This window comes from Ferroglobus sp., from assembly GCF_015521575.1.
Taxonomy (GTDB): Archaea; Halobacteriota; Archaeoglobi; order Archaeoglobales; family Archaeoglobaceae; genus Ferroglobus.
This window is the reverse complement of record NZ_WANY01000058.1, coordinates 1-15,093: the sequence shown is the minus strand read 5'-3', so window position 1 is coordinate 15,093 and position 15,093 is coordinate 1. Positions and strand designations below refer to the sequence as shown.

General features: G+C 43.7%; 19 protein-coding genes. 12 read left to right on the top strand and 7 right to left on the bottom strand.

Going from position 1 to position 15,093, the window contains the following annotated elements:
- The 5 genes from F7C14_RS02355 to F7C14_RS02335 form a co-directional block, all read left to right on the top strand.
- The coding region (locus F7C14_RS02355) for an ASKHA domain-containing protein (RefSeq protein ID WP_290899594.1) at positions 1 to 1,368 on the top strand (1,368 nt) is incomplete at its 5' end.
- The gene (locus tag F7C14_RS02350; protein WP_290899592.1) at positions 1,368 to 2,297 is read left to right on the top strand and encodes a tetrahydromethanopterin S-methyltransferase subunit H; all 930 of its coding nucleotides are present in this window, start codon (positions 1,368 to 1,370) and stop codon (positions 2,295 to 2,297) included. The genes F7C14_RS02355 and F7C14_RS02350, both read left to right, overlap by 1 nt.
- 10 nt (positions 2,298 to 2,307) lie before the next feature.
- On the top strand, positions 2,308 to 3,312 hold the full coding sequence (locus F7C14_RS02345) for an ABC transporter substrate-binding protein (protein ID WP_290899591.1): 1,005 nt from the start codon (positions 2,308 to 2,310) through the stop codon (positions 3,310 to 3,312).
- Positions 3,309 to 4,070 (top strand): ABC transporter permease, encoded by a 762-nt coding sequence (locus F7C14_RS02340; RefSeq protein ID WP_290899589.1) that lies wholly within the window; start codon positions 3,309 to 3,311, stop codon positions 4,068 to 4,070. The genes F7C14_RS02345 and F7C14_RS02340 overlap by 4 nt, the downstream gene beginning before the upstream one ends.
- Complete coding sequence (locus tag F7C14_RS02335; RefSeq protein WP_290899587.1) at positions 4,046 to 4,789, top strand: ABC transporter ATP-binding protein; 744 nt, start codon at positions 4,046 to 4,048, stop codon at positions 4,787 to 4,789. Before F7C14_RS02340 ends, F7C14_RS02335 begins: the two co-directional genes overlap by 25 nt.
- Here the strand turns inward: F7C14_RS02335 and F7C14_RS02330 are convergent.
- On the bottom strand, positions 4,765 to 5,307 hold the full coding sequence (locus F7C14_RS02330; protein ID WP_290899585.1) for an ATP:cob(I)alamin adenosyltransferase: 543 nt from the start codon (positions 5,305 to 5,307) through the stop codon (positions 4,765 to 4,767). The two genes, F7C14_RS02335 and F7C14_RS02330, sit on opposite strands and share 25 nt — an antisense overlap.
- A 98-nt stretch (positions 5,308 to 5,405) precedes the next feature.
- Positions 5,406 to 5,948, bottom strand: coding sequence for a MarR family transcriptional regulator (locus F7C14_RS02325; protein ID WP_290899583.1), 543 nt, complete (start codon positions 5,946 to 5,948; stop codon positions 5,406 to 5,408).
- Positions 5,949 to 6,053: 105 nt separating this feature from the next.
- On the opposite strand from F7C14_RS02325, the gene F7C14_RS02320 reads away from it, so the two are divergent.
- The 5 genes from F7C14_RS02320 to F7C14_RS02300 all read left to right on the top strand — a co-directional run bounded on the left by F7C14_RS02320 (position 6,054) and on the right by F7C14_RS02300 (position 8,970).
- The gene (locus F7C14_RS02320) at positions 6,054 to 6,359 is read left to right on the top strand and encodes a hypothetical protein (protein ID WP_290899581.1); all 306 of its coding nucleotides are present in this window, start codon (positions 6,054 to 6,056) and stop codon (positions 6,357 to 6,359) included.
- A gap of 119 nt (positions 6,360 to 6,478) precedes the next feature.
- A complete protein-coding gene (locus F7C14_RS02315) occupies positions 6,479 to 6,697 on the top strand; it encodes a sulfurtransferase TusA family protein (RefSeq protein ID WP_290899579.1) in 219 nt (72 codons plus the stop codon).
- Positions 6,698 to 6,869: 172 nt separating this feature from the next.
- Positions 6,870 to 7,289 (top strand): carboxymuconolactone decarboxylase family protein, encoded by a 420-nt coding sequence (locus tag F7C14_RS02310; protein WP_290899577.1) that lies wholly within the window; start codon positions 6,870 to 6,872, stop codon positions 7,287 to 7,289.
- A 49-nt stretch (positions 7,290 to 7,338) separates the two neighbouring features.
- Complete coding sequence (locus F7C14_RS02305; protein WP_290899575.1) at positions 7,339 to 8,370, top strand: uroporphyrinogen decarboxylase family protein; 1,032 nt, start codon at positions 7,339 to 7,341, stop codon at positions 8,368 to 8,370.
- A gap of 66 nt (positions 8,371 to 8,436) precedes the next feature.
- The gene (locus tag F7C14_RS02300; protein WP_290899573.1) at positions 8,437 to 8,970 is read left to right on the top strand and encodes an OsmC family protein; all 534 of its coding nucleotides are present in this window, start codon (positions 8,437 to 8,439) and stop codon (positions 8,968 to 8,970) included.
- Here F7C14_RS02300 and F7C14_RS02295 read toward each other — a convergent pair.
- From F7C14_RS02295 to F7C14_RS02275, 5 genes are all read right to left on the bottom strand, one after another.
- Positions 8,967 to 9,338: a DsrE family protein gene (locus F7C14_RS02295; RefSeq protein ID WP_290899571.1), complete on the bottom strand. Its 372-nt coding sequence runs from the start codon at positions 9,336 to 9,338 to the stop codon at positions 8,967 to 8,969. The two genes, F7C14_RS02300 and F7C14_RS02295, sit on opposite strands and share 4 nt — an antisense overlap.
- A gap of 122 nt (positions 9,339 to 9,460) precedes the next feature.
- Complete coding sequence (locus F7C14_RS02290; protein ID WP_290899569.1) at positions 9,461 to 10,528, bottom strand: MtaA/CmuA family methyltransferase; 1,068 nt, start codon at positions 10,526 to 10,528, stop codon at positions 9,461 to 9,463.
- A complete protein-coding gene (locus F7C14_RS02285; RefSeq protein ID WP_290899567.1) occupies positions 10,494 to 10,991 on the bottom strand; it encodes an Lrp/AsnC family transcriptional regulator in 498 nt (165 codons plus the stop codon). The genes F7C14_RS02290 and F7C14_RS02285 overlap by 35 nt, the downstream gene beginning before the upstream one ends.
- 141 nt (positions 10,992 to 11,132) lie before the next feature.
- Positions 11,133 to 12,773 (bottom strand): helix-hairpin-helix domain-containing protein, encoded by a 1,641-nt coding sequence (locus F7C14_RS02280; protein ID WP_290899565.1) that lies wholly within the window; start codon positions 12,771 to 12,773, stop codon positions 11,133 to 11,135.
- A complete protein-coding gene (locus tag F7C14_RS02275; protein ID WP_290899563.1) occupies positions 12,770 to 13,765 on the bottom strand; it encodes an NDP-sugar synthase in 996 nt (331 codons plus the stop codon). Before F7C14_RS02275 ends, F7C14_RS02280 begins: the two co-directional genes overlap by 4 nt.
- A 77-nt stretch (positions 13,766 to 13,842) precedes the next feature.
- Here F7C14_RS02275 and moaC point away from each other — a divergent pair, with 77 nt between their 5' ends.
- Both moaC and F7C14_RS02265 read left to right on the top strand, forming a co-directional pair.
- Complete coding sequence (moaC, locus tag F7C14_RS02270; RefSeq protein WP_290899561.1) at positions 13,843 to 14,304, top strand: cyclic pyranopterin monophosphate synthase MoaC; 462 nt, start codon at positions 13,843 to 13,845, stop codon at positions 14,302 to 14,304.
- A gap of 115 nt (positions 14,305 to 14,419) precedes the next feature.
- Positions 14,420 to 14,794: a hypothetical protein gene (locus F7C14_RS02265; protein ID WP_290899559.1), complete on the top strand. Its 375-nt coding sequence runs from the start codon at positions 14,420 to 14,422 to the stop codon at positions 14,792 to 14,794.
- Positions 14,795 to 15,093: the final 299 nt, after the last annotated feature.

Genomic DNA, 15,093 nt, shown 5'->3' with positions numbered 1-15,093 from the left:
GTAACCGTCACGATCTGGAACGATAGAGAAATAATTGACGTCGAACCCGGATATAGGGCTGAGAACGTTTACGGTTTGGCTGTTGACATAGGAACTACAACCGTGGTTGGCTATTTAACAGATTTGAGGACTGGAAAAGTTCTGGCAGTCGACTCGATGATGAATCCTCAGGTCACCTATGGAGAGGACGTAATGAGTAGGATAACCTATGCGATGCAAAATCCGGAAGGTTTGGAGCAGCTGAACAGAAAAATAATCGACGGAATTAACGAAATTCTGAAAAATGTCTGCGATCAGGCTGGGATAAAGCCTGAAGAGGTTAGCGAAGTGACGATAGTCGGCAACACGGCTATGCACCACATCTTTCTCAAAATAGAACCGAAGTACTTGTCTTTGGCTCCCTACGTTCCAGCATTACACAAGTCCTACGATGTGAAGGCAAGAGACCTCGGACTGAACATCTCAAAAGGTGGATACGTTCACGTTTTGCCTATAGAAGCGGGCTGGGTTGGTGCTGACAACGTGGCGGTTTTGATAGCCACGGAGCCCTACAAGAGGGATGAGATGTGCTTGGTTATAGACATCGGGACGAACGGAGAGATAGTTCTTGGAAACAAAGAGAGATTGATTTCGTGTTCTGCAGCAGCAGGACCAGCCTTGGAGGGGGCACACATAAAACACGGAATGAGAGCTGCAACCGGAGCTATAGAGCGAATCAGAATAGATCCAGAAACTTTCGAGCCGGAATACAAAACGATAGGCAACGCACCTCCGCGAGGGATATGCGGCTCCGGTATAATTGATGCGGCTGCCGAGCTTTACAGGGTTGGTATAGTTAAGAAGAACGGAAGGTTCAACCTCGATCTCGATACGCCAAGAGTTAGAGTCGCTGATGGACAGCCTGAATACGTCATAGCTTGGGCGAATGAGACGGCTATAGGGCACGATATAGTGATTACCCAAAAGGACATAAGAGAGATCCAGCTTGCGAAAGGAGCTATGTGCGCCGGAGCTCACATCCTCATGAAGGAGATGGGGGTTGAGAGCGTTGACAGAGTAATTGTCGCTGGAGCCTTCGGAAACTACATCGACAAGATTTCGGCTTTAATAATAGGTTTGGTTCCCGATGTACCGGTGGATAGAATAGAGTCGGTAGGAAATGCTGCTGGAGTTGGAGCAAGGCTCGCTTTGATAAGCAAAGAGAAGAGGAGAGAAGCCAACGAGATAGCAAGGAAAGTAGAGCACATTAAGTTGGCGGTACACCCAGATTTCGAAAGGGAGTTCTCGATGGCGATGTACTTCCCCCACATGGATAAGAAGAGGTATCCGAGACATGAAGAGGTTTTGAGGTTGAGAGGTGCGGAGTGATGTTTTGCGTTGAGTCGAAGGTAGTTGAGATTGGTGGAATCAAGATCGGCGGGAAGGGAGAAAATCCGGTAGTTTTAGTAGGAACGATGTTTTACACTGGACACAAGATAGTGGAGAAAAGGAAAGAAGGTAAGTTCGACAAGAAAAGGGCTGAAGAGCTGATAAACATGCAAGAAACTTTGAGCGAAGAAACGGGGATTCCATCCATGCTCGACATCGTTGCTTTGTCCGAGGAGGAGTTTAGGAAGTACATAGACTTCGTGGCGGAAGTTACGGAAATGCCGTTTATGATAGACGCTTGGAAAATTCCACCCAAGATAGGAGCCGCTAAGTACGTGAAGGAAATAGGTCTGGAGGATAGGGTTGTCTACAACTCTTTATCTCCTTGGAGCGAGGATTTGGAGAAAGAGGTTAACGAGCTTAAAGAAATCGGGCTGAAGCACGGTTTGACGGTTGCATACAACATGAACGATCCGAGCGTTGAGGGGAGGATAAAAATACTGAAGGAAACTCTCCTTCCGGCTTTGGAAAAAGCCGGATTCGAAAACATTCTCATCGACACGTCTGTTTTGAACACGCCGTCGATAGCTCTTTCCCTCTTAGCCTGCAAAAAAATTAAGGAGGAGTTCGGACATCCGGTTGGCTGCGCCCCTTCGAACGGCACGGATGTTTGGAAGTATCCAAGGGAGAAGTGGGGTAAGCTCGGTTTTGCAGCCGTGGATAGCGCAGCCCACGCGATAACGGCTTTGCTGTGGAACGACTTCATACTTTACGGAGCGATAGAAAATGCGAAGTGGGTTTTCCCAGCTGTGGCAACAGCCAATTCCATTTTAGCAACCTTCATATACGACGAGGTTGGTGAGCTACCTAAGGGAGTGCATCCCCTGAACAAACTCTTCCCCGAGTTCGTTGAACAGCTCAGGAAGTGAGGGGATCAAAATGCGGAAGTTAACCGTAATTTTTCTATTTTTAGCTGTAGCGATCTTCATTTCGGGTTGTGCGGAAGAAAAATCCGTAAAGCTCGTTAAGCTCTCCCCTCCAGACATGCTTGAGCAGATAAAAATAGGGAAGATCGACGCTTTTATAGCTTGGGAGCCATTTCCGAGTAAAGCCGCAAAAAGCGGACAGAAGATCTTGATGTCTTCCGGGGACATCTGGAAAAATCATCCGTGTTGCGTTGTCGCTTACAAGGTTGGAAAAGCCGACGAAAAGATGCTTGAAGCTTTAGTCTGGGCTCACGTAAAGGCTACGAGGTTCATAAACGATGAGAAAAACTGGGACAAAGTGGTTAGCTACGCTTCGCAATTCACGGGGTTGGATGAAGAGACGGTGAAGATGGCTCTGAGGAATATAAAGTACGTGGAGTATCCAGATGAGAAGGAGTTCAGGCATTATTACGAGTTTTTAAAGGAAGCGGCGATTCTGAAGAAATCAGTCAAAGAATTGGGATACGAAAGTGAGGATGAATTTTTCGAGAAGTTTTTGAGGAGAGATATCTACGAGAGAGTTGTGACAAAGCTTGAGGAGAATCCGAACTACGTTCCGGAAAAAGCCGGAAAAATTAGGCTCGGATATATAACAGCCGATTTGCACCATCTCGCTTTGTACGTCGCTTTGAAAGAGGGTTACCTCGACAGAGTTTTTGAGGACGTTGATTTGAAACAGTATCCCAACGGAGTTGCGATAATGGAGGCTTTTAAACTCGGAGAGCTTGATGCAGCTTATCTCGGCGGCGCTCCCGCAACTTTGAAGAGGATAAATGATGAAATAGAAATTTCCATAATTGCTGGAGTTAACAACGAAGGTTCCGCTTTGGTCGTGAGGAAGGAGATTAACTCGCCGAAGGATTTAGCCGGAAAAACCGTAGCAATTCCGGGATTCGGAACTGTCCAAGACTTCCTAATGAGGAAGGTTCTGAAGGAGGGAGGGTTGAAGGTAAGTTGAAGCAGAAAATTTACTCCGCTCTGCTCTTTGTCTTCCTCTGGTACCTTCTATACTTCCTAAACGTTCTTCCAGCCTTCCACGTAGTTGTCATAACTTTTTTGATGCTTGTTGTTAAAGCGGAGCCGGTTCTTGGAAAAACTCTCCTTCAGCACGCTGCTTCGAGCCTCTTAAGAGTTTTGGCTGGAGCGATAGTAGCTTTTTCCCTCTCAATCCCTCTCGGAATTTTGATGTGGTTTTCGAGGATATACAACCTTCTGCATCCGGCTATAGAGGTTCTAAGACCGATCCCTCCTCTTGCATGGATTCCCCTCTCCTACATTCTCTTCGCATCGTTCCCCAACCCGACTGTTTTTGCCCAAATCTTCATCGTAGCTGTCGGAGCTTTCTTTCCAAGTTTCGTAACGATTTCCGATTACGTCAGGGGAGTTCCTCAGGAGTTCATCGAATTGGCGAAGGTCTTCGGTGCGAAAAGCTTCGATTTGCTGACGAAGATAGTTCTACCCTACTCCCTCCCCGGAATAATCACCGGCGTTAGAGTCGGGCTCGGAGTAGGATGGATGAGCATAATTGCCGCTGAGATGATAGCCACCTCGGGCTCCGGTTTGGGATACTTCATTCTCGTCATGTACGAGGTCGGAGGAAGAATGCCGGAAATAATCGCTGGAATGGCTATGATCGGTCTTATAGGGTACTCGATGAACACCCTTCTTTTTAAATTGGAGGAAAGATTCCCATGGCGCTTGAAATCAGGAACGTGAAGAAGAGCTTTGGAAATTTAAAAGTTCTCGACGGAGTGAGTTTTGAAGTGGAAAAGGGAGAGTTTGCTTGTATTGTAGGAGAATCGGGGTGCGGTAAAACAACTTTGCTTAAAATAGTGGCAGGACTCGTTAAAGCAGACGAGGGAGAAGTTTTATACGACGGAAAAGAGCTGAAAACGGAAGACATAGCTTTCGTTTTTCAGGATGATCGTCTGCTACCTTGGAGAACTGCCTTGGAAAACGTGATGTTTTCTTTGGAGATGAGAATGCGGGAGCTGGATAAAAAGCGGAGGGAGGAGATAGCAAGGAGTTTCCTGGAACTTGCGGGGTTGAAGGGATTCGAAGACTACTACCCCCATCAGCTCAGCGGAGGAATGAGGCAGCGAGTCGGTATTTGCCGAGCTTTAGCAGTGAATCCCAAGGTGTTGCTTATGGATGAGCCCTTTGCAAGTCTTGACGCCCAGACGAGGAACAGGATGCAGTTAGAACTTCTGAAGATTTGGGAAAAGAGGAGAAAAACGATCCTTTTCGTAACCCACAGCGTTGACGAGGCTGTTTTCTTAGCAGATAAAGTCGTCATTCTTTCTCCACGTCCGGCAAAAGTCCTGAAGGTTTTAGAGATTAACTTGGAGAGACCGAGAGACAGAACTTCTCCAGAGTTCGTAGGGTACAGGAGGGAAATTATGAACCTTCTTCAGGGAACTTCTCTCTCAATTTGAACGACATTGTACCTTCCTTTAAGCTCGTAGAGGATTAGCAAATACAGAAGACAGCTTAGCTTATTTAACCACTCCACCAAGCTTATCCCTACTTTTCCCTCGTTGTTCAACCTTACAGCCCACCTCTCGGCTCTCCTCACAACGGCTCTCGCAACGCTTAAGTAAGCGGTAATTTCATCCTGCTCCAAAATTATAAACTTGTCGGGTTGCTCGACCTTCTCACCAACCACCCTTATAATCTCCTCAAGCTCCTCAACGTCCTTTTTCGTAATCATTTCTTTTCCGGATATCATCTCCGCTCCGACGTTGAACATCTTTCTCTGGACTTTTTCAAGAATCTCTCTCGTTAAACCTTCCGATTTAACTTTCGCCAAACCTATAAAGGAGTTAGCTTCATCCACACTTCCGACTCCCCAGATTTCGTCGCTGTCCTTAGAAATTAGCCCACTTCTCAGACTGGAGGTTAACCTTACATCTTTTTTCATTTCAGCCTCCCTCTTTTCGATCAAGCATGCCATTAAATTATTCAAGTTTTCTTGATTTTAATAAACTTTCTTGGTTGTGAGTTCAAGCTCAATCCAAGTAACATTTTGTCACATTTTCTTTCAGCTTTTACTTAATCTTCATCACGCCAATTTTTGAGCTTTTCGAAATCTTTCCGATAGTCAATGCTACCTTCTTCGAGCATACTTCTCAGCCAAGGACTTGTGTAAATCTTGTAGGTTTTTCCGAATTTCTCTCTGATAATCAAGTTTTTCTCTTCGAGTTTCTTGATTATCATCGAGATCTTGGATTGAGAGAAGCCAGTTTTGAAGTGGAGGGAGTCCTGGGTTACTCCTTCATTTTCGAGAACGAGTTTCACTATCGTGAATTCATCTTCCTCAAGCAAATTTCTGATTAAATCGAGTATTTTCCCGTTCTGTTTTTCTCCGACTAATTTATTTTCAGACTTAACTACTTCTCCCTTTTCCTCACTTAAAACTACAGCTAAAACTAAAACAAAGATTGCCACAAGAAAGAAATACCAGTTAAATCCGTGAAACGCTCCGAAGCAGGTGTTGGGATACGGATTTGCCACGATAGGGTTGAAGAAAGAGAAGAGTAAAAGGAGTATCCCAAGCAGGAGCAAGAGGTTTTTCGGAGTCGCAAGCTTAGACATATGAATTCATTAAGTTTTTCACCACTTATAAAACTTCGTCAGTTTGTTCACTTCTTGCAAAAACGCAGCAAATACAATTATATGTCCTTTTCCGTTGATTTTTTCATGAAAGTTATCGTTACCGAGCAACCGTGTGGGTATAGAAGTGAAGTAATTGCAAAGAAAATCGACAAAGGTGTGAAAATTGAGATATTTTCCGAATGCGAAGATGTTAGCAAGTTTGGGAAAGAACTGCCGATTTTAAGTGCAAAAGATGTTCTCACAAGAATTCCAGAAAATATAGTCTACAGAAAGGCTAATTTGAGACACTCCACCTGCATAATCCCGTGGGTCGTTTTAAAAGCTGCGGAAATCGAGCTGGAGCTTAACGTTAAGAAACTGCCAAAGATAGAGTTCGAGGACGACTTTTGATTATTGTCCAAAAAATTTCGATATGACTATACATCCGTACATGTTTTTGATCGTTTTTTAGGATTACATCCAGATGAGACCGAAATGTTTATATTGTTTCAAATCTGTAATTATTCTCAATGACAGTTATCGACCTTAGAGGTTTAACGTGCCCGGAGCCGATAATTAAGCTAAGGAAAGAGATGAGCAAGTTCAAACCGGGAGACGTGGTGGAGGTTCTAACCACAGACCCCGGAACTATGATCGACATTCCGATATGGGCAGGAAATTCTGGAATTGTAGTTTTAGAGTGTAAAAGGGAAGGAGACCACATCAAATTCGTTTTGAAGAAAATCTGAAGGGTTAGCAGCGTTAAAATCCTCCCAAAATTTACTACGGTTTAAATTTTGGATAATGTCTAAATAAATTCGGGAAAATTGGTACTAAAGTATAACGTATTTCGGGATCGTTGAGAGAAAGGTTTAAATATAGTTATTAAAAATTATAATTGTTTATTGTGGAGGTGGGAGTATGGGAAACAAGGAGTGTGAAGAATATGTTAAGGAAAGAATGAAACTGCTACCGAGATTTTTGAAGACCGTCTGTGAGGTTTGGCCGGAAGCGGCTAAAAAGTTTGCAGACTTCTACGAAGTAATATGGAGGGACGGAGCGTTAGATAGAAAGACAAAGGAGTTGATTTTCACTGCCATAGGTGTAGCGACCGCCTCTCCAAGATGTATCGTTCATGTGATTGCCGCCGTTGAAGCGGGAGCTACTGATGAGGAAATTCTTGAAGCTGTCACCGTAGGATTTATAGGAGCTGGTTTCTATCCGAACAATCCGGGAATTCCGTACGCATTCGAATACGCTGTAAAGGCTATTGAAGTTGCTCAGAAGTACAGAAGAGGAGAAGACTGGGAGTACTTAAAACCGCCGGAGTTCAGAGGATAATCTTCTATTTTTCGGTTTTTACTATTTTTACGTTATTTGGGGTGGAAAAATGCGTCCGAAAGAAGTTCTCCTTGAAGCTTTTGAATTGGGTGTTCCCGAAAGAGTTCCTGCGGTAATTTTCGGAGGAGGAATGTGGACGATCAAAAATTCCGGCAAGGATTTCCTCTACTATATCGGTAAGCCAAAGGAGTATGCGGAGGTTATAGTTAAAACGGCAGACATTCTGCAGTCGGACATGGTTTACCCCGGCTCAGGATACAACAACTTTCTGGCTGCTGCGATAGGAGGAAAGATAAAAGTCAGGCATATAGGTGCTCCAGATCTGGAGGGACCGATTATAAACTCTCCGGAGGACCTTGAAGCTTTAGAGATCGACAAAATTTACGAAAATGAAGCTCTTCAAACGATTTGGAAAGCCTCCGAGATCGTTTACAACGAGATTGGGGATAAATATTTAGTCGGAACTACTTCTTGGGGCCCTTTCACGAAAGCCGGGAATTTAAGAGGTGTGGAGCAGCTTATGAGGGACATTTACAAAAACAAGGAGTTCGCAAGGAAAGTGATAGACTTCGCCAAAGACCTCATAATGGCTTTTTACGAGCCAGTAATTAAAGATGCCGGGTTGGAGGCTGTAAGCATTGCAGATCCAACGGCAAGCGGCGATTTAATATCAAGAAAGCACTTCTTGGAGTTTGCCTTACCACCTTTAAAGGAACTTATAAATGAGATGAAAAAGCGTAAAATAGCGGTGTTTTTACACATCTGTGGAGATACGAGCGACAAGCTGAGAGAGATAGCGGAGAGCAAAGCCAGCTGCTTTAGCTTGGATCACAAAGTAGATCTCGGTTACGCTAAGAGCACGCTTAAGGGTGTTATATGTATAGCCGGTAACGTAGACCCAGTTTCGGTTTTAAACGACGGCACTCCAGAATACGTGGAGGAGGTGTCCGATAAGTGCATTCACACAGCCGCCGAAGGTGGCGGTTACGTTCTATGTCCAGGATGTGATATTCCCCCAACAGTTCCCCTCGAAAACATTCAGGCTTTTATAAGAGCTGCAAGGAAAACGAAGCTAAGGTAACTCTTCTTTATTTTTTATTTGGCTAAAAGCTAACTTTTATAAACGAGTTGTTGGCTATAATTAATTATGAGCGAAATAAACGGCGTCGATGTGGAATATTTGAAGCAGGTAGTGGAGGTAGTGAAGAAGCATCCAGAGCTTGGCAGAACTCTCTGGAGAGCGAGGTCTAAATGGAAAGACGGATTCAAGGTTGAAGTGAACATAAGGGACTTCACGATCAGAATGGACGAACCAAAGGATCTCGGAGGTACTAACACTGCTCCAAACATGGTAGAGTTCGTTTTAGGAGCTTTGGGAGCTTGTCTTGTTGTAGGTTACGTGATGAACGCAGCACTCAGAGGAATAGAGCTTGATAAAGTTGAAATAGACGTAGAGGGAGACATCGACCTCCCCGGCTTTCTTGGTTTGGAATCTCCGGAAAAAGTCTCTCCGGGATTTACGAACATCAGAGCGAGGGTCTTCCTTAAAACGAAGAAGCCCGTAAGCAAGGAGGAGCTTAAGGATTTGCACGAGACTGTTGTAAAAACTTCCCCCGTCGGAAACACGTTGATGAAGCCCGTAAATCTGGAAGTAAAATTAGAGGAAAGGAGAACAGTTTAACCTATGCAAATGACTTTGTCCGCTTCGAGAGCGAGATAGATGAACGTTGCAGCTCCAGCAACTTCAACCTCGTCGATTATGTCCTCTTCTTTTATTTTTCTCACCACGAGCGTTTGGGAGCAAACGTAAATTTTTACGCCAGCCTCAATCGCCTCGTTCAGCCTCTGCCTTATCGTAGGCACTCCTGGCTTTACCTCTTCCTTATCCAAAGCCCCCTTAACCATTATCTCCACCCCATCCTGAAAGCAGAAAACCGTCGTCTTTATTCCGAGATTCGCACTCAAGGCTGCAAGCATTAGAGTTGTTCTCGCTATATCCGGGTAGTTCAATCCTTTACTCAGAACGAAGACGAGTTTCTTTTCCGCCATGGGGTTAAATTTCAAATGAATTTTATAGCTTTTACCTCTGCTTCAAGTCCAATAGAAATTTAAAATCTAAGACTCCTGTCAAAACTCACGGAAGATTGCAGTGAACAAAAAAGTCTTCTTCCTCATGCATAAGAGTCGCCGGTGGCTTTTACGCTGATCTTTTTAACGGTCTCAACCATCACCCTAACGTTTCTGTTCGGAGTTAGTGGAGAAAGGGAGCAGCCGGGAGCGATTATGTCTATTCCAGCTTCTATCGCTCTAAGCGTTTCCGCTTCAACATCTTCGGGCTTTCCGAAAGGAAGTGTGTATATCGTGTCGATGTTTCCCATTATCGCCGCCTTTCCTCTCGAAATTTCCACCGCAAACCTTGCGTCAGTTTTCGAATCTATGCTCAAGCAAGTCGCTTTTGTTTCTATCATGTCCTCGATTATGCTCGTGCAATCTCCGCAGATGTGGAGTATGGTTATCCCTTTAATCTTTCTTATCAGCTTTCTATCGAAAGGCTTCGCAAATTTCGCATAGTTCTTTGCCCCTATTACATCCGCGGAAGCAAACATGTTCTCAATTACTATCGCATCTGCTCCCCTTTCTATCATGGCTTTCGCGTACTCTGCAATCGCATCAAGTCCCATTTCGGTAAACTCCTCAACGAGCTTGGGCTTTCTTATGGACATCTTCAGAATCTTCTCTATGTTCGCTATGTGAGCGGCTAAAGAAAACGGACCTATAACATGCCCTAACACCGGAAGAAAGTCCCCATACTTTTCAGCTAAAATTTCGATCGCATCAAGAACTACCGGTATTCTTCCCCTCTCCAAGAAGTTTTCGGGAACATCTATTCCCTCCGGAGCTACACAACCCTTAAAGGAAACTACCGGAATGCTACTCTTCTTTTTACCCCAGTTTACTTCCAAACCAAACGCCTCAGCCTCTACGGTTTGGCAAAAAGGTACGCCAACTCCTTCTAATCCGAGTTCTTCCCAAGCAGCGGAAGCTAAGGTGGCAAGCTTTTCGGGGCTTGAGTATGCATCTTTATAAAATATTCCAAGTTTTTCCATCTGCTCTATAGTGGCAGTCTGGTTGGCAGATAAAACTGGGGGGCGATCTACCTTTTTCAACTTAACTGCTTTTAAAAACCTCTCCTTTGGTGTCAACTCATTCGCAGAAGAGCTTTTTGAGATCCTCCTCATTGTAATTCACCAGCAACCTTTTTTCTTCTTTAATTATCGAAGCAACAAAGTGGGTCCCAGTCTTTACGACTCCGTCGATAGCGTGTATTTCCCTTAGAATTCTTTTGAGATCCTCTCTGTCCTTCGCCCTCGCTATGACTATGAAATCGAAATCTCCAAGGATGTAGTAGACCGCGAAAACTCCCGAAATCGACGCGAGCTTCTGTCCGATTTCCTCTGGCGTGGTGTTGTCGTAACTTACGCTCACAAACGTTACGGTGGTGATGTCAAGTCCGAGGGCTTCTGGATTTAGTTCGATCAATGTACCCTTTATAAGCCCCATTTTTTTGAATTTCTTCAGTCTGTAGTGTACGGTGGAGCGGGAAATGTTCGTAATCTTCGATATTTCGTCGAGATTGTAGCTTCCGTTTTCTTCCAAGCACCTCAGAATTTTCAGATCCTTTTCTTCAAGTTTTACCGCCATCCCTACCACCTCTTATTGTTCCCGATCGATAATAAAAGTTTCGCATTACTATATAATTCAAATTAATTTGATCACTATTCAAGTTAATTTGAAATTTGCGCAGGAAGTTAATTAAACTTTCGAAGAGGTGTTTAAATCCCCTCAGCTTGGCGACTTCTCATCATTTTCAGCAGCGGGAGTAATCATCATCGGGGAAATGTAGGGTAGCAGAATTTTGAACTTCTCTTTTCCTATTAAATCTTTCAGTTCTCTCAAACTCCCAAATGGTTTAGCTGAAACTATTTTCGCAGCTGTCGTTTTCCCGATTCCCGGAATGCTTTCGAGCTGGTACAACTTCGCTTCGTTTACATCCAAAATTGGAACAGCTGTTATTGACCTCATCCCGTAATCGACGACTCTCGCATCGACAAAGGTGTTCCTTTCGAACTCCCCGATCAACCCGACTAAGAGGGGATACGTTGCGAGATGTCTTGCGAAGGTTATTTTCCCTTTTTTTACCTCGCATCTCAAGTCCCTAAGCAACCTCCCCTTCGGAACGATTTTTTGCAGCATCTTGTTGTCTATGTTGTTCCTAACCTTCTCCTTGAATACTTTGAAGTACTTCTTATGTCTCCTAACGTTCTTGTAACCGATTTCAGCCATTGGCGTATTTGGAAAAACCTTCACTTGCCTGATGTTTATCCTCCTAAGAAGCAAACCTCTTCTCATAACCTCTTCGAGAAACTCGTAATTTTTCTCGAAGGTCTCCTTCGTTTCACCCTTCAAACCTATGACGAAGTTTATCCCCGGTAGAAAGTAGGGTAAGCCGTTGTGTCCAACGAATTTTCCGTATCTGTTCATAAGTTCTATCGCAAATAACACTTCATCCGGCATCGCTAAAAGATTGTTTTTTTCAACGACCTTTTCGTCTGCGCTTTCCAAACCAAAAGCAGCCACATTTCCGGAAGTTTGGTAGCATACAATCGTCTTTATTATCTCCTTACTCTCCTCCGGATAAACTGCTATGGTTTTCGGATTAACGTTGTCCAAGTGGAGGGTCTTAATCTTCGGACACCTCCTCCAGATCTCTCTGTGGAAGTTTTTCAGAGCCTCTGGATTCGGTTTCGGGATCTCTTTCGTAAAGTCGCCGAGGTACGTGAAGAAGTCCGTTTGATTTCCGAGCCTGAAGTGGCGAACCCCTTGATTGTAGAGAGCTTCTATCTCTTTTATCACCCACTCCGGGTCTCTCATCGAAATTCTGTGTATTCTCTCTATGCAAAAGCTGCACTTTCCCCAATAGCAGCCCTTATAAGTTTCTATCTCGCAAATAACGTTCGGATAATCGCTGTGCTGCTTCACAACTTCCGCTCCGAGAACAGCAAACTTGTTAACGAAATTTCTGCTCAAATCCTTGACTTCTCCGCCAAGCCTTTCGTACAAAGCGTGTTCGAAGGGGAAAGGAAGAACCTCATAGTCTTCCGTTAATTCCTTGTCGAGATCTTCGAGAACTATCGGTCCGACGAGAATCTTATCTTTTTCCGGGAGCAGGTGTTTTAGCTCTTTAGCCGAGAGGGGTTTTCCACCAAGATACTTTCCCGGGACGGCAATTCCGGCTATGACGATTACAAGCTTGGCTTTATCGAGCAGGGAGGGGTTCTTCCTAAACTCATCTATCGTGACGTATCTGTAACTGTATCCCAGATCTTTGAGCATCCCGGCTATGTATCTCGGATAGGGAGAAATGTAAGGAGGGACTCCCAAACAAGAAGGCTCGTCAACGTAACCGTCTAATATTCCGATCATTCTCCCCGCTGAATTTTAGCGTGTCCACCTATAATCGAGCTGCTCAACTCTAAATTTCTAATTTCGCATTTCTCATCGACGATGCTCCTCCACAGCTTGACTTTCCTCAGAATTACATCCTCGAAAACGACCGATTCGCTTATGTCCGAACTTTCTATAACACTGTTCTTTCCTATGTAGGCAAAAGGTCCCACTATGCTCCTCTCCCTAACTTCCACACCCTCCTCTATAACCACCGGCTCTATTATTTTGCTCGTCTCGTCGATTCTCGCATCTTCGGCTATGTAGCTTTTCATGTAACACTTAAAAGCCTCTATGTAAGAATCCGGATTTCCCACATCAAACCAGTTGTCGTTGAAGATGTACCCCAAAACTTCCTCTCTGCTGACAAGCCACGAAACGAAATCTCCGAGATTGTCTTTCCTTTCACCCCTCACGTACTCTGGAAGCATCTTCACAACTTTTTCGGGAAGCGCATATATCCCTATCCCGACCAAGGTCGTCAAAGGTTTTTCCGGCTTTTCGTAGAACTCCACTATTCTCTCACCGTTCATCACCGCCACGCCGTACCTTTTAGCAAGTTCCTTATCCTTAACGTCGTAAAGAGCTATGAGCGGCTTCTTTTCTTCTTCAAATTTTCTTACGAATCCTTCCAGAGTGAAGGAGAATATGTTATCCCCTGCAACAACGAGCACGTCATCATTTATACCCTTCGTAACTTCCGAAAGAGCTCTGACTGCTCCAAGCTTTTCCTCCTCTTTCGTCGTTTCCTCAACAATTACCTCGACCTCTTTGTCTTTAGCCCACTCTCTAAAGTCTTCGGCAAACCTCAAGTTCGTGGAGACGAGGATTTCGAAGTCGAAAGGCAGAAGCTTTTCGTAAATGTGGTCTATTATTTTCTTCTTACCCACAGGAAGTAAAGGCTTAGCTTTCGTTTTGGTTATTGGCCAAAGCCTCGTTGCGTAACCACCAGCCATTATCACTGCTTTCATTACGAAATCTGATTTGACAAGAAAGTTAAAACCTTTCGCTTCAAAACCCTTAACTACTTTCTCGGAAATTTGAAATCATGTTTTCCCACATAGAAAACGGGAAAGTCAGAATGGTTGACGTAAGCGAAAAAGATGTCGTTCTTAGAATTGCAACCGCTGAAGGCTTTATTAAGCTTAAAAAAGAGACGATTGAAGCAATTAAAAGGGGAGAAGTCGAAAAAGGGAACGTCATAGCCACGGCAATAGTTGCTGGAACGCTTGCGGTGAAAAAGACTTCAGAGCTAATTCCGATGTGTCATCCAATTCCGATAACTTCAGTCAAATTCGACTACGAATTCGAGGATGAAGGAATAAAGATGTCGTGCGAGGTGAGAGCTTTTGCAAAAACCGGAGTTGAAATGGAAGCTCTAACGGGAGTGAGTGTTGCTCTGCTTACTGTATGGGATATGGTGAAGTCGATGGAGAAGGATGAGAAAGGCAACTACCCCGAGACGGCTATAAAAAACGTAAGAGTTGTCGAGAAGGTGAAAGCTCCCTGATTCCCAAAAACCGAGGAGAATATTGGATACTTCTTTTTTTGAGATTTTCTCTCAGAAATTTGAAATATCGAAGTGGGGAAAACTTTTTTAATCTTTAATTCATGATACAATTATTGTGATAATCAACAACCAGCTAACATTTCTCGAAAGTAAATTCGAATTTCTGAAAGGGGAAATCGAAAGAGCGAAGGAAGAGTATGAAAGGAGAATTGAAGAGATAGATAGAGAAATTGACGAAATTTTCAGAAATCTTGAAGAAAGTGGAAAGAAGATAACTAACAGAATTCTTTTAAACCAGATTCTCGACGATTACATTCAGAAAAAGCTGGGAAAGGGTGAAATGGAAATTCTGAAAGAAATTGACATTTCTGCCAAAAAAAGAGAGAGAATTATTTTTGCCAAGTACGGCAAATTTAACGTTCTTTTGAGAATTATCTACAAAGGTGATAATAACTTTCAGATTCTGAACTGCGAGCTTTACGTCGTTTAGCTGGGTAACAATAAAGGAACTTGTAAAAAAGTTAAATATCTTTAAAATGGACGAATCACTGTCTGAAGTTCGAAATAGCAACTTACAATTTTTTAAAAAAAGGACAACAGCATAGATTTTCATCTGATCTTCGAATCATCTGTCCACTGCTGGGTAAAGAAGTTTGAGGAAAATTGCCAATTTCAACGGAAAAAAAGCAGAAAAATCTCACAGCAATTGACTAAACCGTCGTTAAAGCTAATAAAATACGCTAAGAAATTACCTCACGGCGAAGTCTTCCGTCGGGGAGGTTCTTAACT